The organism is Pantoea sp. RCC30.1, from assembly GCF_058148845.1.
Map to the genome: position 1 here is coordinate 217,656 of NZ_JBXUHX010000002.1, position 17,282 is coordinate 234,937.

At 54.8% G+C, this 17,282-nt stretch carries 21 protein-coding genes; 7 read left to right on the forward strand and 14 right to left on the reverse strand.

What is annotated here, in order from left to right:
- Positions 1-36 precede the first annotated feature (36 nt).
- The 3 genes from pspC to pspA are packed head-to-tail and all read right to left on the reverse strand — an operon-like array spanning position 37 to position 1,312.
- Positions 37-387 (reverse strand): envelope stress response membrane protein PspC, encoded by a 351-nt coding sequence (gene pspC, locus AC2LB6_RS03600; RefSeq protein WP_490092487.1) that lies wholly within the window; start codon positions 385-387, stop codon positions 37-39.
- On the reverse strand, positions 384-611 hold the full coding sequence (gene pspB / locus AC2LB6_RS03605; protein ID WP_090960717.1) for an envelope stress response membrane protein PspB: 228 nt from the start codon (positions 609-611) through the stop codon (positions 384-386). The genes pspC and pspB overlap by 4 nt, the downstream gene beginning before the upstream one ends.
- Before the next feature lie 35 nt (positions 612-646).
- Positions 647-1,312: a phage shock protein PspA gene (pspA, locus tag AC2LB6_RS03610; protein ID WP_419138277.1), complete on the reverse strand. Its 666-nt coding sequence runs from the start codon at positions 1,310-1,312 to the stop codon at positions 647-649.
- Positions 1,313-1,476: 164 nt separating this feature from the next.
- Between pspA and pspF the strand changes: the two genes are divergently transcribed.
- The gene (gene pspF, locus AC2LB6_RS03615) at positions 1,477-2,478 is read left to right on the forward strand and encodes a phage shock protein operon transcriptional activator (RefSeq protein WP_490092488.1); all 1,002 of its coding nucleotides are present in this window, start codon (positions 1,477-1,479) and stop codon (positions 2,476-2,478) included.
- A 105-nt stretch (positions 2,479-2,583) separates the two neighbouring features.
- Here pspF and AC2LB6_RS03620 read toward each other — a convergent pair whose 3' ends face one another.
- Positions 2,584-3,819, reverse strand: a complete 1,236-nt coding sequence (locus tag AC2LB6_RS03620) for an MFS transporter (protein ID WP_490092489.1) — start codon at positions 3,817-3,819, stop codon at positions 2,584-2,586.
- Positions 3,820-4,000: 181 nt separating this feature from the next.
- Positions 4,001-4,144, reverse strand: a complete 144-nt coding sequence (locus AC2LB6_RS03625; protein WP_490092490.1) for a hypothetical protein — start codon at positions 4,142-4,144, stop codon at positions 4,001-4,003.
- Positions 4,145-4,315: 171 nt separating this feature from the next.
- Here AC2LB6_RS03625 and sapA point away from each other — a divergent pair, with 171 nt between their 5' ends.
- The 3 genes from sapA (at position 4,316) to AC2LB6_RS03640 (ending at position 7,269) form a co-directional block, all read left to right on the forward strand.
- Entirely contained in the window at positions 4,316-5,938 is a 1,623-nt protein-coding gene (gene sapA, locus AC2LB6_RS03630) for an ABC transporter substrate-binding protein SapA (RefSeq protein ID WP_490092491.1), read from the forward strand.
- Positions 5,939-6,904 (forward strand): putrescine export ABC transporter permease SapB, encoded by a 966-nt coding sequence (sapB, locus tag AC2LB6_RS03635; RefSeq protein WP_490092492.1) that lies wholly within the window; start codon positions 5,939-5,941, stop codon positions 6,902-6,904.
- Positions 6,905-7,062: 158 nt separating this feature from the next.
- On the forward strand, positions 7,063-7,269 hold the full coding sequence (locus tag AC2LB6_RS03640) for a TraR/DksA C4-type zinc finger protein (protein WP_490092493.1): 207 nt from the start codon (positions 7,063-7,065) through the stop codon (positions 7,267-7,269).
- Between the two features lie 174 nt (positions 7,270-7,443).
- On the opposite strand, the gene AC2LB6_RS03645 is transcribed toward AC2LB6_RS03640, so the two are convergent.
- The 9 genes from AC2LB6_RS03645 to AC2LB6_RS03685 all read right to left on the reverse strand — a co-directional run bounded on the left by AC2LB6_RS03645 (position 7,444) and on the right by AC2LB6_RS03685 (position 14,594).
- Positions 7,444-7,647 (reverse strand): hypothetical protein, encoded by a 204-nt coding sequence (locus tag AC2LB6_RS03645; RefSeq protein ID WP_490092494.1) that lies wholly within the window; start codon positions 7,645-7,647, stop codon positions 7,444-7,446.
- A 73-nt stretch (positions 7,648-7,720) separates the two neighbouring features.
- The gene (locus tag AC2LB6_RS03650; protein ID WP_314984011.1) at positions 7,721-8,413 is read right to left on the reverse strand and encodes an ABC transporter permease subunit; all 693 of its coding nucleotides are present in this window, start codon (positions 8,411-8,413) and stop codon (positions 7,721-7,723) included.
- A 16-nt stretch (positions 8,414-8,429) separates the two neighbouring features.
- Positions 8,430-9,119, reverse strand: a complete 690-nt coding sequence (locus tag AC2LB6_RS03655; RefSeq protein ID WP_490092565.1) for an amino acid ABC transporter permease — start codon at positions 9,117-9,119, stop codon at positions 8,430-8,432.
- A gap of 79 nt (positions 9,120-9,198) precedes the next feature.
- Complete coding sequence (locus AC2LB6_RS03660; protein ID WP_490092495.1) at positions 9,199-10,014, reverse strand: transporter substrate-binding domain-containing protein; 816 nt, start codon at positions 10,012-10,014, stop codon at positions 9,199-9,201.
- A 20-nt stretch (positions 10,015-10,034) separates the two neighbouring features.
- Positions 10,035-10,772, reverse strand: a complete 738-nt coding sequence (locus AC2LB6_RS03665; protein WP_490092496.1) for an amino acid ABC transporter ATP-binding protein — start codon at positions 10,770-10,772, stop codon at positions 10,035-10,037.
- A 12-nt stretch (positions 10,773-10,784) separates the two neighbouring features.
- Positions 10,785-11,351, reverse strand: coding sequence for a peroxidase-related enzyme (locus AC2LB6_RS03670; RefSeq protein WP_490092497.1), 567 nt, complete (start codon positions 11,349-11,351; stop codon positions 10,785-10,787).
- Positions 11,348-11,830 (reverse strand): CMD domain-containing protein, encoded by a 483-nt coding sequence (locus AC2LB6_RS03675; protein ID WP_490092498.1) that lies wholly within the window; start codon positions 11,828-11,830, stop codon positions 11,348-11,350. Before AC2LB6_RS03675 ends, AC2LB6_RS03670 begins: the two co-directional genes overlap by 4 nt.
- Complete coding sequence (locus AC2LB6_RS03680; protein ID WP_490092499.1) at positions 11,827-13,281, reverse strand: NAD(P)-binding domain-containing protein; 1,455 nt, start codon at positions 13,279-13,281, stop codon at positions 11,827-11,829. Before AC2LB6_RS03680 ends, AC2LB6_RS03675 begins: the two co-directional genes overlap by 4 nt.
- Before the next feature lie 353 nt (positions 13,282-13,634).
- Positions 13,635-14,594, reverse strand: a complete 960-nt coding sequence (locus AC2LB6_RS03685) for a LysR family transcriptional regulator (RefSeq protein ID WP_490092500.1) — start codon at positions 14,592-14,594, stop codon at positions 13,635-13,637.
- Between the two features lie 300 nt (positions 14,595-14,894).
- On the opposite strand from AC2LB6_RS03685, the gene AC2LB6_RS03690 reads away from it, so the two are divergent.
- From AC2LB6_RS03690 to sapD, 3 genes are all read left to right on the forward strand, one after another.
- Entirely contained in the window at positions 14,895-15,098 is a 204-nt protein-coding gene (locus AC2LB6_RS03690) for a hypothetical protein (protein WP_490092501.1), read from the forward strand.
- 296 nt (positions 15,099-15,394) lie between these two features.
- Entirely contained in the window at positions 15,395-16,285 is an 891-nt protein-coding gene (gene sapC / locus AC2LB6_RS03695; protein WP_490092502.1) for a putrescine export ABC transporter permease SapC, read from the forward strand.
- Positions 16,286-17,281, forward strand: coding sequence for a putrescine export ABC transporter ATP-binding protein SapD (gene sapD / locus AC2LB6_RS03700; protein ID WP_490092503.1), 996 nt, complete (start codon positions 16,286-16,288; stop codon positions 17,279-17,281). It abuts the gene before it with no gap.
- Position 17,282 lies beyond the last annotated feature (1 nt).

The window sequence follows — 17,282 nt, forward strand, 5'->3', positions numbered from 1 at the left end:
GCGGACGGGCCTGAAGACGGCCCGGCAATACAATAATCAAATCTGGCGGAAGCGGCTGCGTACGCTGAAGGTTTCAGACGTCACGTAGCGCTCCACGTCGCGCACGCTGCGCTCATCCTGCTGCAGCGCACTCTCCAGCTGGTCCAGCAGCTCGCTGGCGGTGGGCTGGCGTTCGCCTTCATAGGCGCTGGCGGGCTTCACATCCAGCACAAAACCCAGCACGAAGTAGGCGATCACCGTAAACACAAACAGACCAAAGAACAGCGATAACACCACGATGACCCGCAGCAGACGGACCGGAATATCGAGATACTCTGCCAGGCCCGCGCAGACGCCCATCAACTTTCCTTCGTCAGGCTTGCGCCACAACTTGCGGCCTTTCATCATGGCTGCCTCCAGTTTGGATGTTCGGCGTCCAGAATCGCTTCCAGCGCGTCGATACGTTCGCGCATCCGCTGCGCATCCTTCGTGACGCGCTGCAGGCGCTGTATTTCGCTTTGCGACAGTTCCGAACCGCCGTTGCGTTTGTTGTTGTAATGCAGCCATAACCAAATCGGTGCGACAAACAGCACGAAGATCGTTAATGGTATGGCGAGAAAAAGTGCGCTCATTGACTCTCCTTAATCACTTATTGCAACGTCGATAATTACTCACTGCGGTTCATTTTCGCCTTCAGTGCGTTGAGCTGCTGGCTGATTTCATCATCCGCTTTCAGGTCAGTAAACTGCTGATCCAGCGTTTTAGGTTTACCAAAACCGTGACTTTCTGCTTCCGCTTCCATGTGGTCGATGCGACGTTCAAAAGATTCGAACCGTGCCATCGCTTCATCGATTTTACCGCTGTCCAGCTGACGACGAACATCACGTGATGAAGAAGCCGCCTGATGGCGCAGCGTTAACGCCTGCTGACGGGCACGTGTTTCAGTCAGTTTTTTCTCCAGCTCGCTGATTTCGCCTTTCATGCGTTCCAGCGTCTCTTCAACCTGGCCCACTTCCTGTTTCAGGGAGGCGATCAGATCAGTGAGTTTCTGCTTTTCGATCAGCGCTGAACGCGCCAGATCATCTTTATCTTTGCGCAGCGCCAGCTCGGCTTTTTCCTGCCATTCGGCCTGCTGGATTTCCGCCTGCTCAATACGGCGTGACAGCTGTTTCTTTTCAGCCAGCGACCGCGCAGAGGTGGAACGCACTTCAACTAAGGTGTCTTCCATTTCCTGAATCATCAGGCGGACCAGTTTCTGCGGATCTTCTGCACGCTCCAGCAGTGAATTAATGTTGGCATTTACGATGTCAGCGAAACGAGAAAAAATACCCATAATGATGTTCCTCTTTTAATGTTTTAAAACGTGATGTCCTGCTTAGCTAATACAAGATGCGTGCCAATTTTTCATTTATTTGATTTTAAAGGAATTTAATATTTTACAGCCCTGTCTGCATCTTTTAATATAGTGAAAATGATTAAGGGGTGGCGAAATTCATCATGACAGGCACTAACGATAATCTTCTTGGCGAGTCGAACAATTTTCTTGAGGTGCTGGAGCAGGTTTCCAAACTGGCTCCGCTGGAAAAACCGGTTCTGGTGATTGGCGAGCGCGGGACAGGTAAAGAGTTGATCGCCAGCCGTCTGCATTATCTCTCTGACCGCTGGCAGGGGCCGTTTATCTCGCTGAACTGCGCCGCGCTGAATGAGAATTTGCTCGACTCTGAACTGTTCGGTCATGAGGCGGGCGCCTTTACCGGCGCGCAGAAGCGCCATCTCGGACGGTTCGAACGTGCTGACGGCGGTACGCTGTTTCTGGATGAGCTGGCAACCGCGCCGATGCTGGTTCAGGAAAAGCTGCTCAGGGTGATCGAATATGGGCAGCTGGAGCGCGTCGGCGGCAATCACTCCCTGCAGGTAAATGTGCGACTGGTCTGCGCCACTAACGAGGATCTGCCTGCCCTGGCAGCCGAGGGGAAATTCCGCGCCGACCTGCTGGATCGTCTGGCCTTCGATGTGGTGCAGTTACCGCCCCTGCGCGAACGCCGCAGCGATATTCTGGTGATGGCCGAGCATTTTGCCATCCAGATGTGCCGCGAACTTGGCCTGTTACTGTTTCCCGGCTTTACCACCCGGGCGCAGCAGGCTCTGCTCGATTACCACTGGCCCGGCAACGTTCGTGAACTGAAGAACGTGGTAGAGCGCTCGGTCTATCGTCATAACAGCAGCGAGCAGCAGCTGGATAACGTCATCATCAATCCGTTTGCTTCACGCCCTGAACCGGTTGCTGCCATCCGTGCCAGTCAGAACACGGATAGTAGCGGTCTGCCTGCACTGCCGCTGGATCTGCGCCGATGGCAGAATCAACAGGAGCGGGATCTGGTGGAAGCCAGCCTGCAACAGGCTCGTTATAACCAGCGCCGCGCCGCCGGGTTGTTAGGGGTTACCTATCATCAGCTGCGCGCGATGATGAAGAAACACGATATAAAAGCGGAAAACTAAGCACGTCCATGATGAAATCATTTTCTTTGCGTCATGATTTCTGGTTAATCGATGTTGAAACAGTCCGGTATATTCCGGGCTGTCTGGCTTTAAGAATAATAGGGATTACGTGTTATGCGGCTTAGTTCCCATTCTTTCAGGTTGCCTGATGGCCGGAACCCGTCCGACAGCCGCTGTAACCATGACCACAGCCAGTGCTGACATCAGCAAAACATTGGTTGTGCCATATTGTGCCGCCAGCGGCCCCGCAACCAGTTGACCAAAGGGAATGGAGATAAAGGAACCCATCGCATCATACGCGTACACGCGAGCCAGTTTATCGGCTGGGATGTGAGTCTGTAATGAATGCGCCCAGGTTACGCCAAACAGACCCAATGAAACGCCAGCAATAAAGAACCCCGTAATCAGCCATGCTGCTGACGCATTCTGGCTCAGCATAAATATCGGGAGTGCGCATAAACCTGCCAGCATCGCGCCAATCAGGAGATCACGACGTGGATGCCATTTCATAGCCAGAAATGATCCAGCAATTAAACCTGCGCTATGGGCGGCCACAATAATCCCCCATCGCGCCCGTCCGAAAGAGGCGTCGGCAATCATCGGGCCATATACCTCTACAATGCCATTGAAAGCGACGTTGATAATGGCGAACTGAAGGACTATTGACCAAATCCAGCTTCGCCCGGCAAATTCTGCCCAGCCTTCTTTGATATCGCGCAGGATGTTGCCTTGCGTCGTCCCGGCATTATTCGGGCTCACACGCATCAGGAAATAAAGCGGCGCGGAAACCGCAAAGCCCAACGCATCTATCGCCAGTCCCCAGCCCGGCCCGACAGCGCTGGTAATTACGCCGCCCAGCGACGCTCCCATCACCGTGCCGCCATAAACACCGAGCTGAATTAAAGCGTTGGCCTGACGCAGGTGCTTTACAGGCACGACCTGCGGAACCAGCGCGGACGAAGCAGGCAGTGCGATGCCAGCTGCCGCGCCATTCAGCGCACCCAACAAGGTGAGGCTTATTACTGTGGCTGAACCATCGAGCACAGACCACGCAACGAAAGCCTGAGAAACAGCCGCAATCAGCGCCGATACAACTAATACCCGACTACGTGAATAGCGGTCGGCAACCACACCGCCTACCAGCAGAAACAACACGTTGAACAGGGAGCGGGACGCCACCACTACCCCTAAATCAGAGGCAGAGCCACCCATATCCAGAACCGAAAAGGCCAGCGCAATGGGGGCGATCCCATTGCCCAGTACGGTAAACAGACGTCCGAAAAAGAGATAACGAAAGGATGGATAATGGAAAGCCTGAGCGCTTTTCTGGAATTTATTCATTGTCCGGCGTTGGGTGAGCAGAAGTTGTACTTATAGTAACTGCGTTTCTGTAATAGTTAAGTCCGGTTTTATGCAGATCCTGCTTAAGTAAATGCCAGGCTATCACAGATAGCATTCGGTTTTACTCACTTTTCCACCCCGGTGTTCTCCACGCTAAACCGCAATCAATGCGCCTGTTCTTTCAACGGTGATCCTGCCCTTCAGAGCTACGCACCAGACAAAAAAAGCCCGCCATGAGGCGGGCAACAATACTGGAAGCAATGTGAGCAATGTCGTGCTCCTCTTCGGCAGAGCCGCCGTTGAAGTGCAGATGAATAATAATCATTCTTATTATCATCTGTAAACCACTAATTGAGAATTTTTCTCATTACCACACCTTCTGTATGCTCTTTTTGCTGCCACGAGGATGAAAAACAGGCTGGCAGCGGTTGCGGGTTTTGGGACAATGCCCGCTTTGCGATACACTCTGTTTAATGCCTCAAAATCGTTGAGTTCTATGTCAAAACTACTATGTTCGCTGTTGCTCAGCCTCAGCGTGTTGAGCGTCCCTGCGTGGTCAGCGCCTGCTGGAGATATCCGACAGACCGGCTTTGTCTATTGCGTCAGCGGCACGCTGAACACCTTTAATCCGCAGATGGCCAGCAGCGGGCTGACTGTCGATACGCTGGCGGCGCAACTTTATGACCGCCTGTTGGATGTCGATCCCTACACCTATCGTCTGAAGCCCGATCTTGCGTCGAGCTGGGAAGTGCGCGATAACGGCGCGACGTATCGCTTTCATCTGCGCAGCGGCGTGCAGTTTCAGCAGACTAACCAGTTCCGCCCTACCCGTGCGCTGAACGCTGACGACGTGGTATTCAGCTTCGCAAGGATGTTTGACCGGAATCATCCCTGGCATAACGTCAACGGCGGTAACTATCCCTACTTTGATAGCCTGCAGTTTGCCGATTCGGTTCAGAGCGTGAAAAAGATTGATAACAGGACGGTTGAGTTCAGGCTGAACAGCCCGGATGCGTCGTTCCTGTGGCATATGGCGACCCACTATGCGCCGGTGCTATCGAAAGAATATGCCGACCAGCTTACCGCTCAGGGCCGCCAGGAAGAGATGGATCGACAGCCGGTTGGCACCGGCCCTTATCAGCTCAGCGAATATCGCACCGGCCAGTACATCCGTCTGGCGCGCAATCCTCACTACTGGAAAGGTGTGCCGCGTCTGCAACAGGCGGTGATCGATCTTGGTTCTGGTGGCACCGGGCGGTTATCTAAACTGTTAACCGGTGAATGTGACGTGCTGGCCTATCCTGCGGCCAGCCAGCTCAGCATCCTGCGTGATGACCCGCGCCTGCGGATGACGCTGCGTCCCGGTATGAACATCGCCTATCTCGCCTTCAATACCCGCAAACCGCCGCTCGACCGCCCTGAAGTGCGTCACGCGCTGGCGCTGGCGATTAACAATGAGCGGTTGATGGAGTCGATTTACTACGGCACAGCCGAAACCGCCGCCTCAATCTTACCGCGTGCCTCCTGGGCTTATGATAATGATGCGCGCATTACCAGCTACGATCCGGAGAAGTCCCGCGCGGCACTGGCGGCTCTGGGTATTACCGATCTGCATCTGCGGCTGGTGGTCCCTGCCGCGTCGCAGTCCTGGAATCCCAGCCCACTGAAAACCGCTGAACTGTTACAGGCGGATCTGGCGCAGGTTGGCGTCCGGCTGACGATTGTGCCAGTTGAGGGACGTTTTCAGGAGGCGCAGCTGATGGCGATGAATCATGACCTGACACTGACTGGCTGGGCGACCGACAGCAACGATCCGGACAGCTTCTTCCGGCCGCTGCTCAGCTGTGCGGCGATTCGCTCGCAGACCAATTACGCGCACTGGTGTTCTCCGGCCTTTGACGAAACGCTGCAGAATGCCCTGTTATCACAGCAACTCGCTGGCCGCATCGACAGTTATGACAAAGCGCAGCTGATACTGGCGCAGGAGTTGCCGGTGCTGCCGCTGGCATCCTCTCTGCGACTTCAGGCGTTTCGTCATGATATTAAGGGGCTGGTGCTGAGTCCGTTTGGTAATGCCTCGTTTGCCGGGGTTTATCGTGAAGCTGATGAGGGTAAGTAAGTGATTATCTATATTCTGCGGCGCCTGCTGCTGTTGCTCATTACCCTGTTTCTGCTGTCGCTGGTCAGCTTCAGCCTGAGCTACTTTACCCCTAACGCTCCGCTGGAAGGCGCGGCGCTCTCGGACGCCTGGTGGTTCTGGTTCAAAGGGATGCTGCAATTTGATTTCGGCGTCTCCAGCACCAACGGTCAGGAGATCGGCCTGCAGCTGCGCGAGGTGTTCCCCGCCACGATGGAGCTGTGTATCCTGGCGTTTCTGTTCGCGTTGCTGGTGGGGATCCCGCTGGGGATCTGTGCCGGGGTGATGCGCAATAAATGGCAGGATAAAACCATCAGTGCGCTGGCGTTGATTGGCTTCTCTGCGCCCATTTTCTGGCTGGCGCTGATTCTGACGCTGTTCTTCTCGCTCACCCTGGGCTGGCTGCCGGTGTCGGGTCGTCACGACCTGCTCTATCCGGTGCAGAACATTACTGGTTTTGCGCTGATTGACGCCTGGCTGAGTCATTCGCCCTGGCGACATGAGATGATTATCAGCGCCTTGACCCACCTGATTTTACCGGTGCTGGTGCTGGCGATGGCACCGACAACGGAAGTCATCCGCCTGCTGCGCAACAGCACCAGTGACGTGATGGACAAAAACTATGTCAAAGCGGCTGCCACGCGGGGTCTTTCGCGCTTAACGGTGATCCGTCGCCACGTGCTGCATAACGCGCTGCCGCCGGTAATCCCGCGTCTGGGCCTGCAGTTTTCTACCATGATAACGCTGGCGATGATCACCGAGATGGTCTTCAACTGGCCGGGTCTGGGACGCTGGCTGATCAACGCCATTCGTCAGCAGGATTATGCGGCGATTTCCGCTGGCGTCATGGTCATTGGCGGGTTGGTGATTCTGGTTAACGTGATTTCTGACGTAATTGGCGCAGCAATGAATCCGCTGAAACATAAAGAATGGTATGCCCTGCGATAGGGCGTTTAATATCAATAGAAAGCGATTTAAAAACAGAGAGATATAATCGATATCTGTGTTAACTCGCTTTCACAGCACGCATTGATGTAAACAAAATTTTCTCTGTCGTGAACGGTTTGTGTTTAAATCGTTAAAATTTGATGAGGTTCTGAATATTTATGGATGATGTTGATCTGGCACAGGCGCGTGAAGAAGCGCATCTCGCCGCCTCCCTGGCAGCTCGTAAGAGCAAACTTCAAAGTCCTAACGGCTTATGCGTCTGGTGCAAAGATGAAGCTGTCGTGGCCGAAACGGCTTTCTGTTCAAGCGAGTGTGATGAGGATTATCACAAACATCAGCGCGAGAAGAAGCAGCGCATCAGTTAATCGCGCCGCGTATTTTGACGCGTGCGGTGTAAACAGGCAGTTTCATACAAGGAAAGGCGATGAGTCTTAGCAGAGTGTTACTGGTACTGGTATTTGCTGCATGTATGGCGCTGTTAGTGAAGGCAGGATCTGTTCAGATTATCCATTATCTTGACGGCAGAATAGATAATCAGATTACCAAATGGGCTGATAGCAAATAAGCAACCCATTCGTTTTAGTGAGCCCGCCATTGAGCGGGCTTTTTAATGCCAGAAAACTGCCAGTTGTCTTTATCAGCAGCATGCCACGGAGAGAATGATAACCGGCGTCGATATCCATGGCCTGAATGAGTGGCATAAAAAATCCGGAAACCCGGCGTTTCCGGATGTTAACAATCATTGACTCGTTCAGGTATTCTTCAATTTATCCACATTAACCTCACCAGGCTGCCGTTTCATTATCGCGCGATAAATCAGGTGCGCACGCGCAGCGCTGCCTCAATTTTGTCAGCAATCTTAGTGACCACATAAGCAATCACCATGTAGAACACCACCGCAATCAGGAAGGCTTCGAGGTAGTAGAAGTTCAGTGCCGCCGTTAATTGTGCCTGAGCAAAGATATCCACTACTTCGATAGCAAACGCCAGCGACAGGGCTTTCATGATCACCATAAACGCATTCGCCAGATCGGGAATCGCCGCCACGATAATCTGTGGGAACATGACCCGACGAAACAGCTGTCCACCGCTATAGCCGAGCGACAAGGCGGCATCCGATTGTCCGCTATCGAACGAGTTCAGTGCCCCTTTCCACACTTCAGCCTGGAATGCGGCGACGCAGGCGCTCAGCGCCACAATGATGATCACCCAGTTCGGCAATGAATGGGCATTGACCTCTACGCCAAATAACGTGGCAACAAAGTGCAGCGCCGGTGGCAGGCCGTAATAGGCGAGGAAAATCACCACCACCATCGGCACGCCTTTGAAGACGATTTTGTAGGTGATCACCAGCTGGCGCAGCACCGGAATGCGGCGATGCTCAATAAACGCAAACAGCCCGCCCAACAGCGTCGAACAGATAAACACCGTCACCGCCATCAGGAGCGTTACCGGCACGGCATCCAGAATGCTCCAGAAGTCCGGCAGCAAAACCTCCGCATCAAACATGATTCTTCTCCCCTGTTCAGACGCTGGTGGTGAACTTCACGCGCGGTGCAGACTTCGAGCTGTACTTCGCATGACGTTGTTCAAAGAAGCGGATAACCAGCCACGCCACACCGCACAGCAGTGAATAGATCACGGCCAGCACCAGATAAGTGCCGAACTGATACTGGTTGTAATCGCGTTCCATGATCAGGTGCGCGGTCGCCATCACATCTGCGGCTCCGATGTACATCACCAGTGCCACATTATGAATCAGATAGATAATGGCATTGCCGTAACCCGGCAGCGCAAAGTGAACCGCCTGTGGGCCGATGACACGCAGCATTTTCTGGCGAAAGCTGTAGCCCAGACTGTCGGTGGCATCGTGCTGACCCCGCTCAACCGCAAGGTAGGCCGGGCGCATGACTTCTGACAGATAACCGCCGTGATACAGGCTCAGACCGATCATCGCCGCCACGTTGGCCGTGAAGAAGTCGCTAAAGCCAAAGTTATCGGTAATCAGTGGCATGCCGTAGAAGGCGACAAACAGCTGCAGTACCACGGGTACGCTGCGCGCATAGGAAACATAGAGATCGGCCAGCTGGCTAATCACGGGGATACGACGCACGCGGAAAAATGTCGCGATGAGCGCCAGAAAGAACCCGACAATCATCGCCACAAACATGATGCCAAGCGTCAAAGGCAGCGCCGACAGCAGTTCTGGAATCATGGAGGATAGATTCACGGTGAAACACTCCTGCTAAAAGGGACAGCATGCCCCCGGCTCAGCACCGGGCGCAGTGAATCTGTTATTTCATGTACTTCGTCACGTCTTCGCCAAACCACTTCTGCGCCAGCTTATCCAGCGTGCCATCCGCCTTCAGCGCTTTCAGGGTTTTGGTGATGTCGTCATTCAGTGCCTGATTCTCAGCAGAGCGGTGAATCAGCACATAGGTGTTGTTGATCACCACGGGCTCACTGGCTTTGATCGCCAGCTTCTGGTTGTCGATCACCGTTTGCTCACCCAGATTTGAAGGCAGGATCAGCGCGTCATATTTACCGTTCTGGACTTCTTTGAGACGATCCGGGTAAGGTACGCCAGCGCTGGAGGCCTTGATGGCGATTTTATCGTTCGGGTTATCCTGCTGCCACTGGGTGACGAACTTATACACACCACCGCCTGCCGTCACCGGCACGATTTTCTTACCGACCAGATCTTTCATGCCATTGATATTGCTGTCGCTGCGGCTGTAGATCTTCATCAGGCTGGCACCAATAGGTGCATCCGGGATCAGGAACTGTTTGCTGCGCGCGGGCGCTTTGTAGTATCCGCCCGTCGCCATATCATATTTGCCGGTTACCAGGCCGGTTTCCTGCGCAATGTCCGCCGCGCCTTCCATCACAAATTTGTACTGGGGAAGTTTCGCGTTGATGGCTTTCAACACGTCCGGCTCGTAGCCCTCTGGCTCATGGCCGATCGCGCCCCACGACAGCGGTTTGGATTCTGCTGCGGTGGCGATTTTGATGGTGCGTACGGCGTCAGCAAAGCTATTACCGCTGATCAGGGCCAGTACGATGATGCCAGGCGCGGCAAGGCGACGTAATGTGGTTTTGATTGCAGGCATGTCTCTGATTCCTTTAATTATTAGAATACTTTTTCTGAGTTGAGGAACTGGGCAAGGCGTGGCAGCGTTGGGTTATCAAATATCCCGACTGGCGTCCCCTCCGCAGCCACCACACCCTGATCCATAAATACGATGCGATTCGAAATGCTTTTCGCGAACTGCATTTCGTGGGTCACCAGCAGCGAGGTAATGCCGGATGACGCCACATCTTTAATCACTTTAAGCACTTCACCCACCAGCTCGGGATCGAGCGATGAGGTGGGTTCATCAAACAGCATCACATCCGGACGCACCGCCAAAGCACGGGCGATACCGGTACGCTGTAACTGGCCGCCAGACAGTTGCGACGGATAGTGATCGCGCTTAGCCCCCAGCCCTACGCGCTCCAGTTCCTGCACGGCGATGTCGCGTGCTTGCTGTTTAGTTTTACGCTGGATGACAATCAGCGGATCCATCACATTCTCCAGCACCGTCATGTTTTTAAACACGTTGAACTGCTGAAACACCATGGCAGTGCGCAGACGAATTGCCTGGATTGCCGCCTTGTCGGGTGACTGATAATCCATGCGGATCTGATCGAGTTGAATCGTCCCCGCTGACGGCTTCGCCAGATAGTTAATACAGCGCAGCAGCGTGGTTTTCCCGGTACCGCTTGGCCCGATGATTGACACCACATCGCCGCGTTTTACCGACAAATCGACGCCTTTCAGAATCGGATTGCTGCCGTAAGCGAGCGTAATATTGTTGAGTTCTAACATCCGGTGCAGCCCTTATTTGTTCAGGTCAGCATGGCCAAGCACATGCATCAGACGGTTGGCCCAGCCAAAGATGGCGATAGCGTGGATCAGGTCGATAATCTCCTGATCGTTCATGCCGACGGCGCGCAGAGCAGCGACATCGGCCGGCGTGGCTTCAGATGGCGTAACCGATAAACGGCGCGCAAAGTGATAGATCGCCGCGTCGCGTTCCCCTAACACATCCGCCCGGTCAAAATAGATAGCACTGACCACGGCGTCACTGTCGGCCAGCTGTGCATGACGGCGCGCATGCACCACCGCGCAGTAGCGGCAACCGTTAACGATTGAAGCCCCGAGTGCACCCAGCTCACGATCCGCGCGAGCCAGGCCTCCTTCAACATACATAATGGCGTTGAACAATCCGGTTCGTGCGATATAGCTCTCTGGATCGTGGACCAGCGTGCGCACGTACTCCGAAATTTTCTTGTTGGACGGCGTTACTTTCATGGCATCAAGCTGCGTTGGTGTCGCCTGTTCAACATCCACTGGCGTGATATAAGGATGCCAGTGCAGCGGCTTGAGATTAACCGACGGAATCATGCGGACCTCATCAGACGTAAGCCAGTCGCGACGCGCGTCTGGAAGTTAACAAAGGCGATCAGTTCAGAGAGCGCAACTATCTGCGGATGACTTAAGCCGGCCTGTTCCAGCAGCCGAACGTGCTGTTCGGTCGCCTGAATCGGTTGCTGTGTCACCATGTCAGCATGACGTATAATCGTTGCCAGCGGCTCTTCACTCACCATGCCGCCAGCCGCCAGCGTCAGTAGCACTTCAGACGGGTTTAGCGCCGCCAGCTGTGCCTGATAATCACGTTGCAGCGGTGCATCGCCGTTCAGTACCGCCATGCGCTGGGCCAGCGCCAGGCGCAGATCCGCAGACAATCCCTGGTCGTCTTCCGGCGTCAACACGGACAGACGGCACGCTTCTGCACCTTCAACAAATTCGGGACGCAGACGACGCGTCTGATATAACGCCTCTTCGGGTGTTAATCCGGCTGCCTGATCAATAACGTCGCTCACAGCGCGTTCTCCTGTTTTAGTCGCGGAGTTGAATCCACCCATTCATCGCCCTGTAATTCAGGGGTGTCAAAAGCCTGTAAGTTCGCAAAGTGCTGCTCAACGTCATCGGCAAACAGCGAAGCAGCAATGCCGCGCACCAGACGATCGGCACCCGCGCTCACTGCCGGAATATCCCCGGAGACTTTGCCGTGCGTCAGCATCGCGGCATCGTTAAAGCAGTGGATGTGAGCCAGCATCGGGCAGGCACCTGGCGTCAGTTCGCGGAACTCAAACGAAGGACCAAGATCCGGCGCTTCCAGCATGCCAGGACGCGCAAGCCCCATCTCAGGCTGATAACGGCCATCTGACCAGCTTCGGATATGCGGTGCGATAGCAGCAAACTCCGGGCGACCGTGGAAATCGTTGGTGAAGCCGGTGGCGGCGATCAGGAAATCGTAGCGAAGTGCCCCCTGGGTGGTTTCAATCAGCAGGCCATCAGCTTCCTGCTTAACGGCATTAATGCCGCAGTCGAGGAAGAAGCGCGCATTGTCATGACGGGATACGCGCAAGGTTGAAGAACGCGGCGGCGGAGTTTGTGTCGCGGCGGTATAATCGACAAACTTCCACTTCCACGCGTCCGGCAACTGATACATGCCGTGCACCACGCCCTGGCTGCCAATGCCGGTCATCTTGTTAATACGCGGCATCTCTTTACGACGAATCAGTAAATCGACTGCTGCTGCGCCCTGCTCCAGTGCGGTGGCCGCGTTATCCATCGACGAGGCGCCTGCACCAATCACAGCAACACGTTTGCCCTGTAACGCTGCAAAATCGATGTCATCGGCGGTGTGCGCCCAGAACCGGCGGTCAATGCCTTGCAGGAATTCCGGTACGGCAAAACCGCCGAGTCCTGAACGCCCGGTGGCTAGCACCAGACGTCGGGTGTAGACACGGCCGGTTTCAGCACCGTCCAGATCCAGCGCAATAAAATCCCCGGCCTGCGCAATATTGCTGATACGCACGTTGTTCTGCACCGGCAGATTCAGCACCCTGCGATACCAGACCAGGTAATCCATCCACTGCGCTTTAGGGATCTTGTCCAGTTCCTGCCATGCTTCGTTGCCCCACTGCGCCGTGAACCACGCGCGGAAGGTCAGCTGCGCGAGACCCAGTGCCGGGCCGTGAAGCGTTTTCGGCGAGCGCAGGGTTTCCATGCGCGCAAAGGTGATCCACGGCCCTTCAAGCCCTGCGGGTGCGGCGTCATAGGCCACGACATTGCTGATGCCGGTGAGCTGTAATTTCGCGAGCGCTGCCAGACCGCACATGCCCGCACCGATCACCACCACATCGCGCACCCGTTCACTCTGATAAGAGCGTTCCGGTACCCAGGGTTTGGCGGGCAGTTCCAGAAATTCCAGATCCTGCTGTAGCTGAGCGTCCAGCGCGGCAAGGCCTTTGGCGGCATACGTCATAGAGAGTTTCCTGGTGTCAGCGTTCGCCTGAGAGCGAGCGAAAACGGTTAAAACGCGCCGATGACCCCGCTTCTCTATTATCTGTAAAACACATAATAGACAACTAACAATCATCAAATCGCATAATAAAAGCTAAGTTTTTTGCATAATCCCCTTGCCCTAAACAGGAGTCAAGAATTGCGCTCAGGATCTGACCCATGGATTTCTTATATCTTATGCAGGAAATGTTATAAGCGTTGAAAAGAGAGGAATTTTTTATAGCGGTACGCCCGGCTGTACCTGAACGCGCACCCGCGAATATTATGGCAAAACGAGGAGTCACCCGCTTCGGTGACCGTTAATGTCAGCCGATATCAATCCTGGTTGATGATTCGCATAATGCGTGGATGTTCACTGGCGGTCAGACGTTCAAACCCCGGCAACAGTTGCGCAGCGGCATCCGCCAGTGCCTCCACCAGCGCCTGCGCCGCGCTGGAAATCTGGCGGCCTTGTGGGGTGATCACGCCAAAGAAGTACGGAATGTCTTCCTGAATCGGGCGTATAGCCACACCCGCGAGCGGCATGCCCCAGCCGGTAACCGGTTCGAGGATCGCCACGCCTAATCCCGCCCGCACGCAGCCCAGAATATTCGCCGACGAGTTGGTCTCGATGGTTTCCAGCAGGGGCGCTTTAACCTTCTTCAGCGCTTTTTCATAGCGCCTGCGTAAGCGCTGCGGGCTCCAGGGGGCAATTAACCGACGGCCTGCCAGCTGGCTCAGCGACAGCTCACTGTTCGCCGCCAGCTCATCGTCTTCCGGCAGCGCAACCACGCACTGCGACTGCCCAATCCAGTGCAGTTCGACCGCGTGATGCTCCAGCGGCAAACTGCATAAACCGATGTCAGCCTCGGCGGTAATCACCGCATGCGCCGTCTGTTCAGCGGACTCACTGATGATCTGCACTTTGTTTTGCAGGTTCAACGTGGCCAGTGCCTGCGGCAACAATCCCGCCGCCAGCGCGGGCGTCGCAGCAATACTCAGTGGACGATGCTGCTGATGTGCAATCTCCTGGGCACGTAAGCGGATCTGCTGCAATGACAGCAGTGCTTTTTGCACATACTGATGCAACTGTAACGCCTCTTCTGACGGATGAATGCGCGGGCCATTGCGAATAAACAGCGGGTAACCCAGCGACTGCTCTAACTCCTGAATCAGACGAGTAACGGCGGGCTGCGAGCGGTTCAGCGCTTTGGCTGCCGCCGTGACGCTGCCCGCAGAAATGACTGCCGAGAAGGCTTCCAGCTGACGCAGATCGAGGTCATTTAACAAGGCCATCGCGAAGATAATCCCCTAAGTCGTTGATCGTGCCCGATAAACAGCCAGGCAAAAAATCATCATAGAGAGAGTCTGGCGAATTAGCCACAACGAGAAAGCCATCCACTCATCGTTACCTCCTCTGCAAAGGAGAGTGTGATGCTGGCCCGGACTACCTGAAACCCGCCAGCAATCACTCTTTGTCAGGTTGAAATAATCCACTTGCTGAGAGGTATTTTCAGGCCAGGCTAAGATTCAATAAGTAAGCCTCAGCAAAAAACACTGAGGTAACGACACGGCTTATCAGAAAGAGGATAAAAAATGAAATACCCTGTGATTTTTGAAGATACTGGTGTTGAAGAGGAACATGAGTTTGACACCAAACCTGTTGCCGGAGATTTAGTGACGTTAACGCGCGATGGGGTAGGTAAAGATTATATCGTGATCATTGAGCCGGATCCGGACCACACCCATGACGATGGGCCTGATGGACACCCGACAAAAGCCAGGGTCAGGCCAGCCTAATATGCGATCATCTGCCGACGCGAATCGCAACCCTCTGTAATCCAGCGTCGAAATTGCTGACGCCCTTCCCTTGCCTGTGACAGGGATATCGACGGATAATCCCTTGTAATGGGCTGAACGGGCTTACCCTCCCGGTGAAAACGCCGGGAAAATTGTACACGAAACCCTTAAATTAAAGCGATTCAGAGTCATCGATGACAAAGCAACATCAAGCATACGAGCGGGGCAAGCACCTGATATGAATGATTTTTATAAAGTAATGTTGCCCGAAGTTAAGCAGAGTAAAGTGAACGCGTATGCCCTCCGATAATATCTATGCCGAAAAACGCCTGCCCAGTGCGTTTCGTCAGAGCTGGCACCATTTCTATGGCAATCCGATCTCGATGGTCGGCCTGTATGGCTTTGGTGCGCTGCTGTTGCTCTGCCTCTCTGGCAGCCTGATTGCGCCTTACGGTATCGATCAACAATTTCTGGGATATCAGTTGCTGCCGCCATCCTGGTCACGCTACGGCGATGTCTCATTCTTTCTCGGTACCGACGATCTGGGTCGCGATGTCCTGAGCCGCCTGCTGAGCGGCGCTGGCCCGACGGTGGGTTCAGCGATTCTGGTGACGCTGTTCGCCACACTGGGTGCGCTGGTGTTGGGCGTGCTGGCGGGAATGACTCACGGTATTCGGTCGGCGGTAATGAACCACGTGCTGGATACCCTGCTCTCTATTCCGTCGCTGTTACTGGCAATTATCGTGGTGGCGTTTCTCGGGCCGCGACTGGAGCATGCACTGCTGGCGGTCTGGCTGGCGCTGATGCCACGTCTGGTGCGCGAAATCTACAGCGCCGTGCATGACGAGCTGGAAAAAGAGTATGTGGTTGCCGCGCGCCTTGATGGCGCACGCGGCCGCAATATTCTCCGCTACGCCATCCTGCCCAATATTCTGCCGCTGCTGATCACCGAAATTACCCGCGCGCTGTCGATGGCGATTCTGGATATTGCCGCACTCGGCTTCCTCGACCTGGGCGCACAGCTGCCTTCGCCGGAATGGGGAGCGATGCTGGGCGATTCGCTGGAGCTGATTTACGTCGCACCCTGGACCGTTATGCTGCCCGGTGTGGCGCTGATGGTCAGCGTATTAATTGTTAACCTGCTCGGTGACGGCATCCGTCGCGCCGTCGAAGCGGGAGTGGAATAAATGCCGTTACTCGATATCCGTAATCTGACCATTGAATTTATGACCGCTGACGGGCCGGTCAAAGCGGTCGATCGCGTCAATCTGACGCTGGGTGAAGGCGAAATCCGGGGTCTGGTCGGTGAGTCCGGCTCCGGTAAAAGTCTGGTTGCCAAGGCTATCTGCGGCGTGACCAACGATAACTGGCGCGTGACCGCCGATCGCATGGTTTTTGATGATGTAGACCTGCTGCGCCTGTCGCCTCGTGAGCGCCGCCGCATTATCGGGCATAACGTCTCGATGATTTTCCAGGAACCGCAATCCTGTCTCGATCCCTCTGAGAGCATCGGTCGCCAGCTGATGCAGGTGATCCCGCGCTGGACTTATAAAGGTCCGTGGCTGAGGCGATTCTGGTTCTGGCGCAAGACCCGCGCCATCGAGCTGCTGCATCGCGTCGGCATTAAAGATCACAAAGACATCATGCGCAGCTTCCCCTATGAGCTGACTGAAGGCGAATGCCAGAAAGTGATGATTGCCATTGCGCTGGCTAATCAGCCGCGACTGCTGATTGCTGATGAGCCGACCAACGCTATGGAACCGACTACGCAGGCGCAGATTTTCCGCCTGCTGAGCCGTCTGAACCAGAACAACAACACCACTATTCTGCTGATCAGTCACGACCTGCGCACCATGAGCCAGTGGGCTGACCGTATCAACGTGATGTACTGTGGTCAGACGGTGGAAACTGCTCAGAGCGAAGATTTAATGAGTACGCCGCATCATCCTTATACTCAGGCGCTGATTCGGGCGATGCCCGATTTTGGTCGCGCCCTGCCGCACAAAAGCCGCCTCAATACCCTGTCAGGAGCGATCCCGTCGCTGGAAAGCCTGCCGATTGGCTGCCGTCTGGGACCACGTTGTCCCTATGCCCAGCGCAAATGTATTGAAACGCCTCGCCTCACCGGCAGCAAAACGCATCTCTACGCCTGTCATTTTCCGCTGAATATGGAGGGCCAGTAGC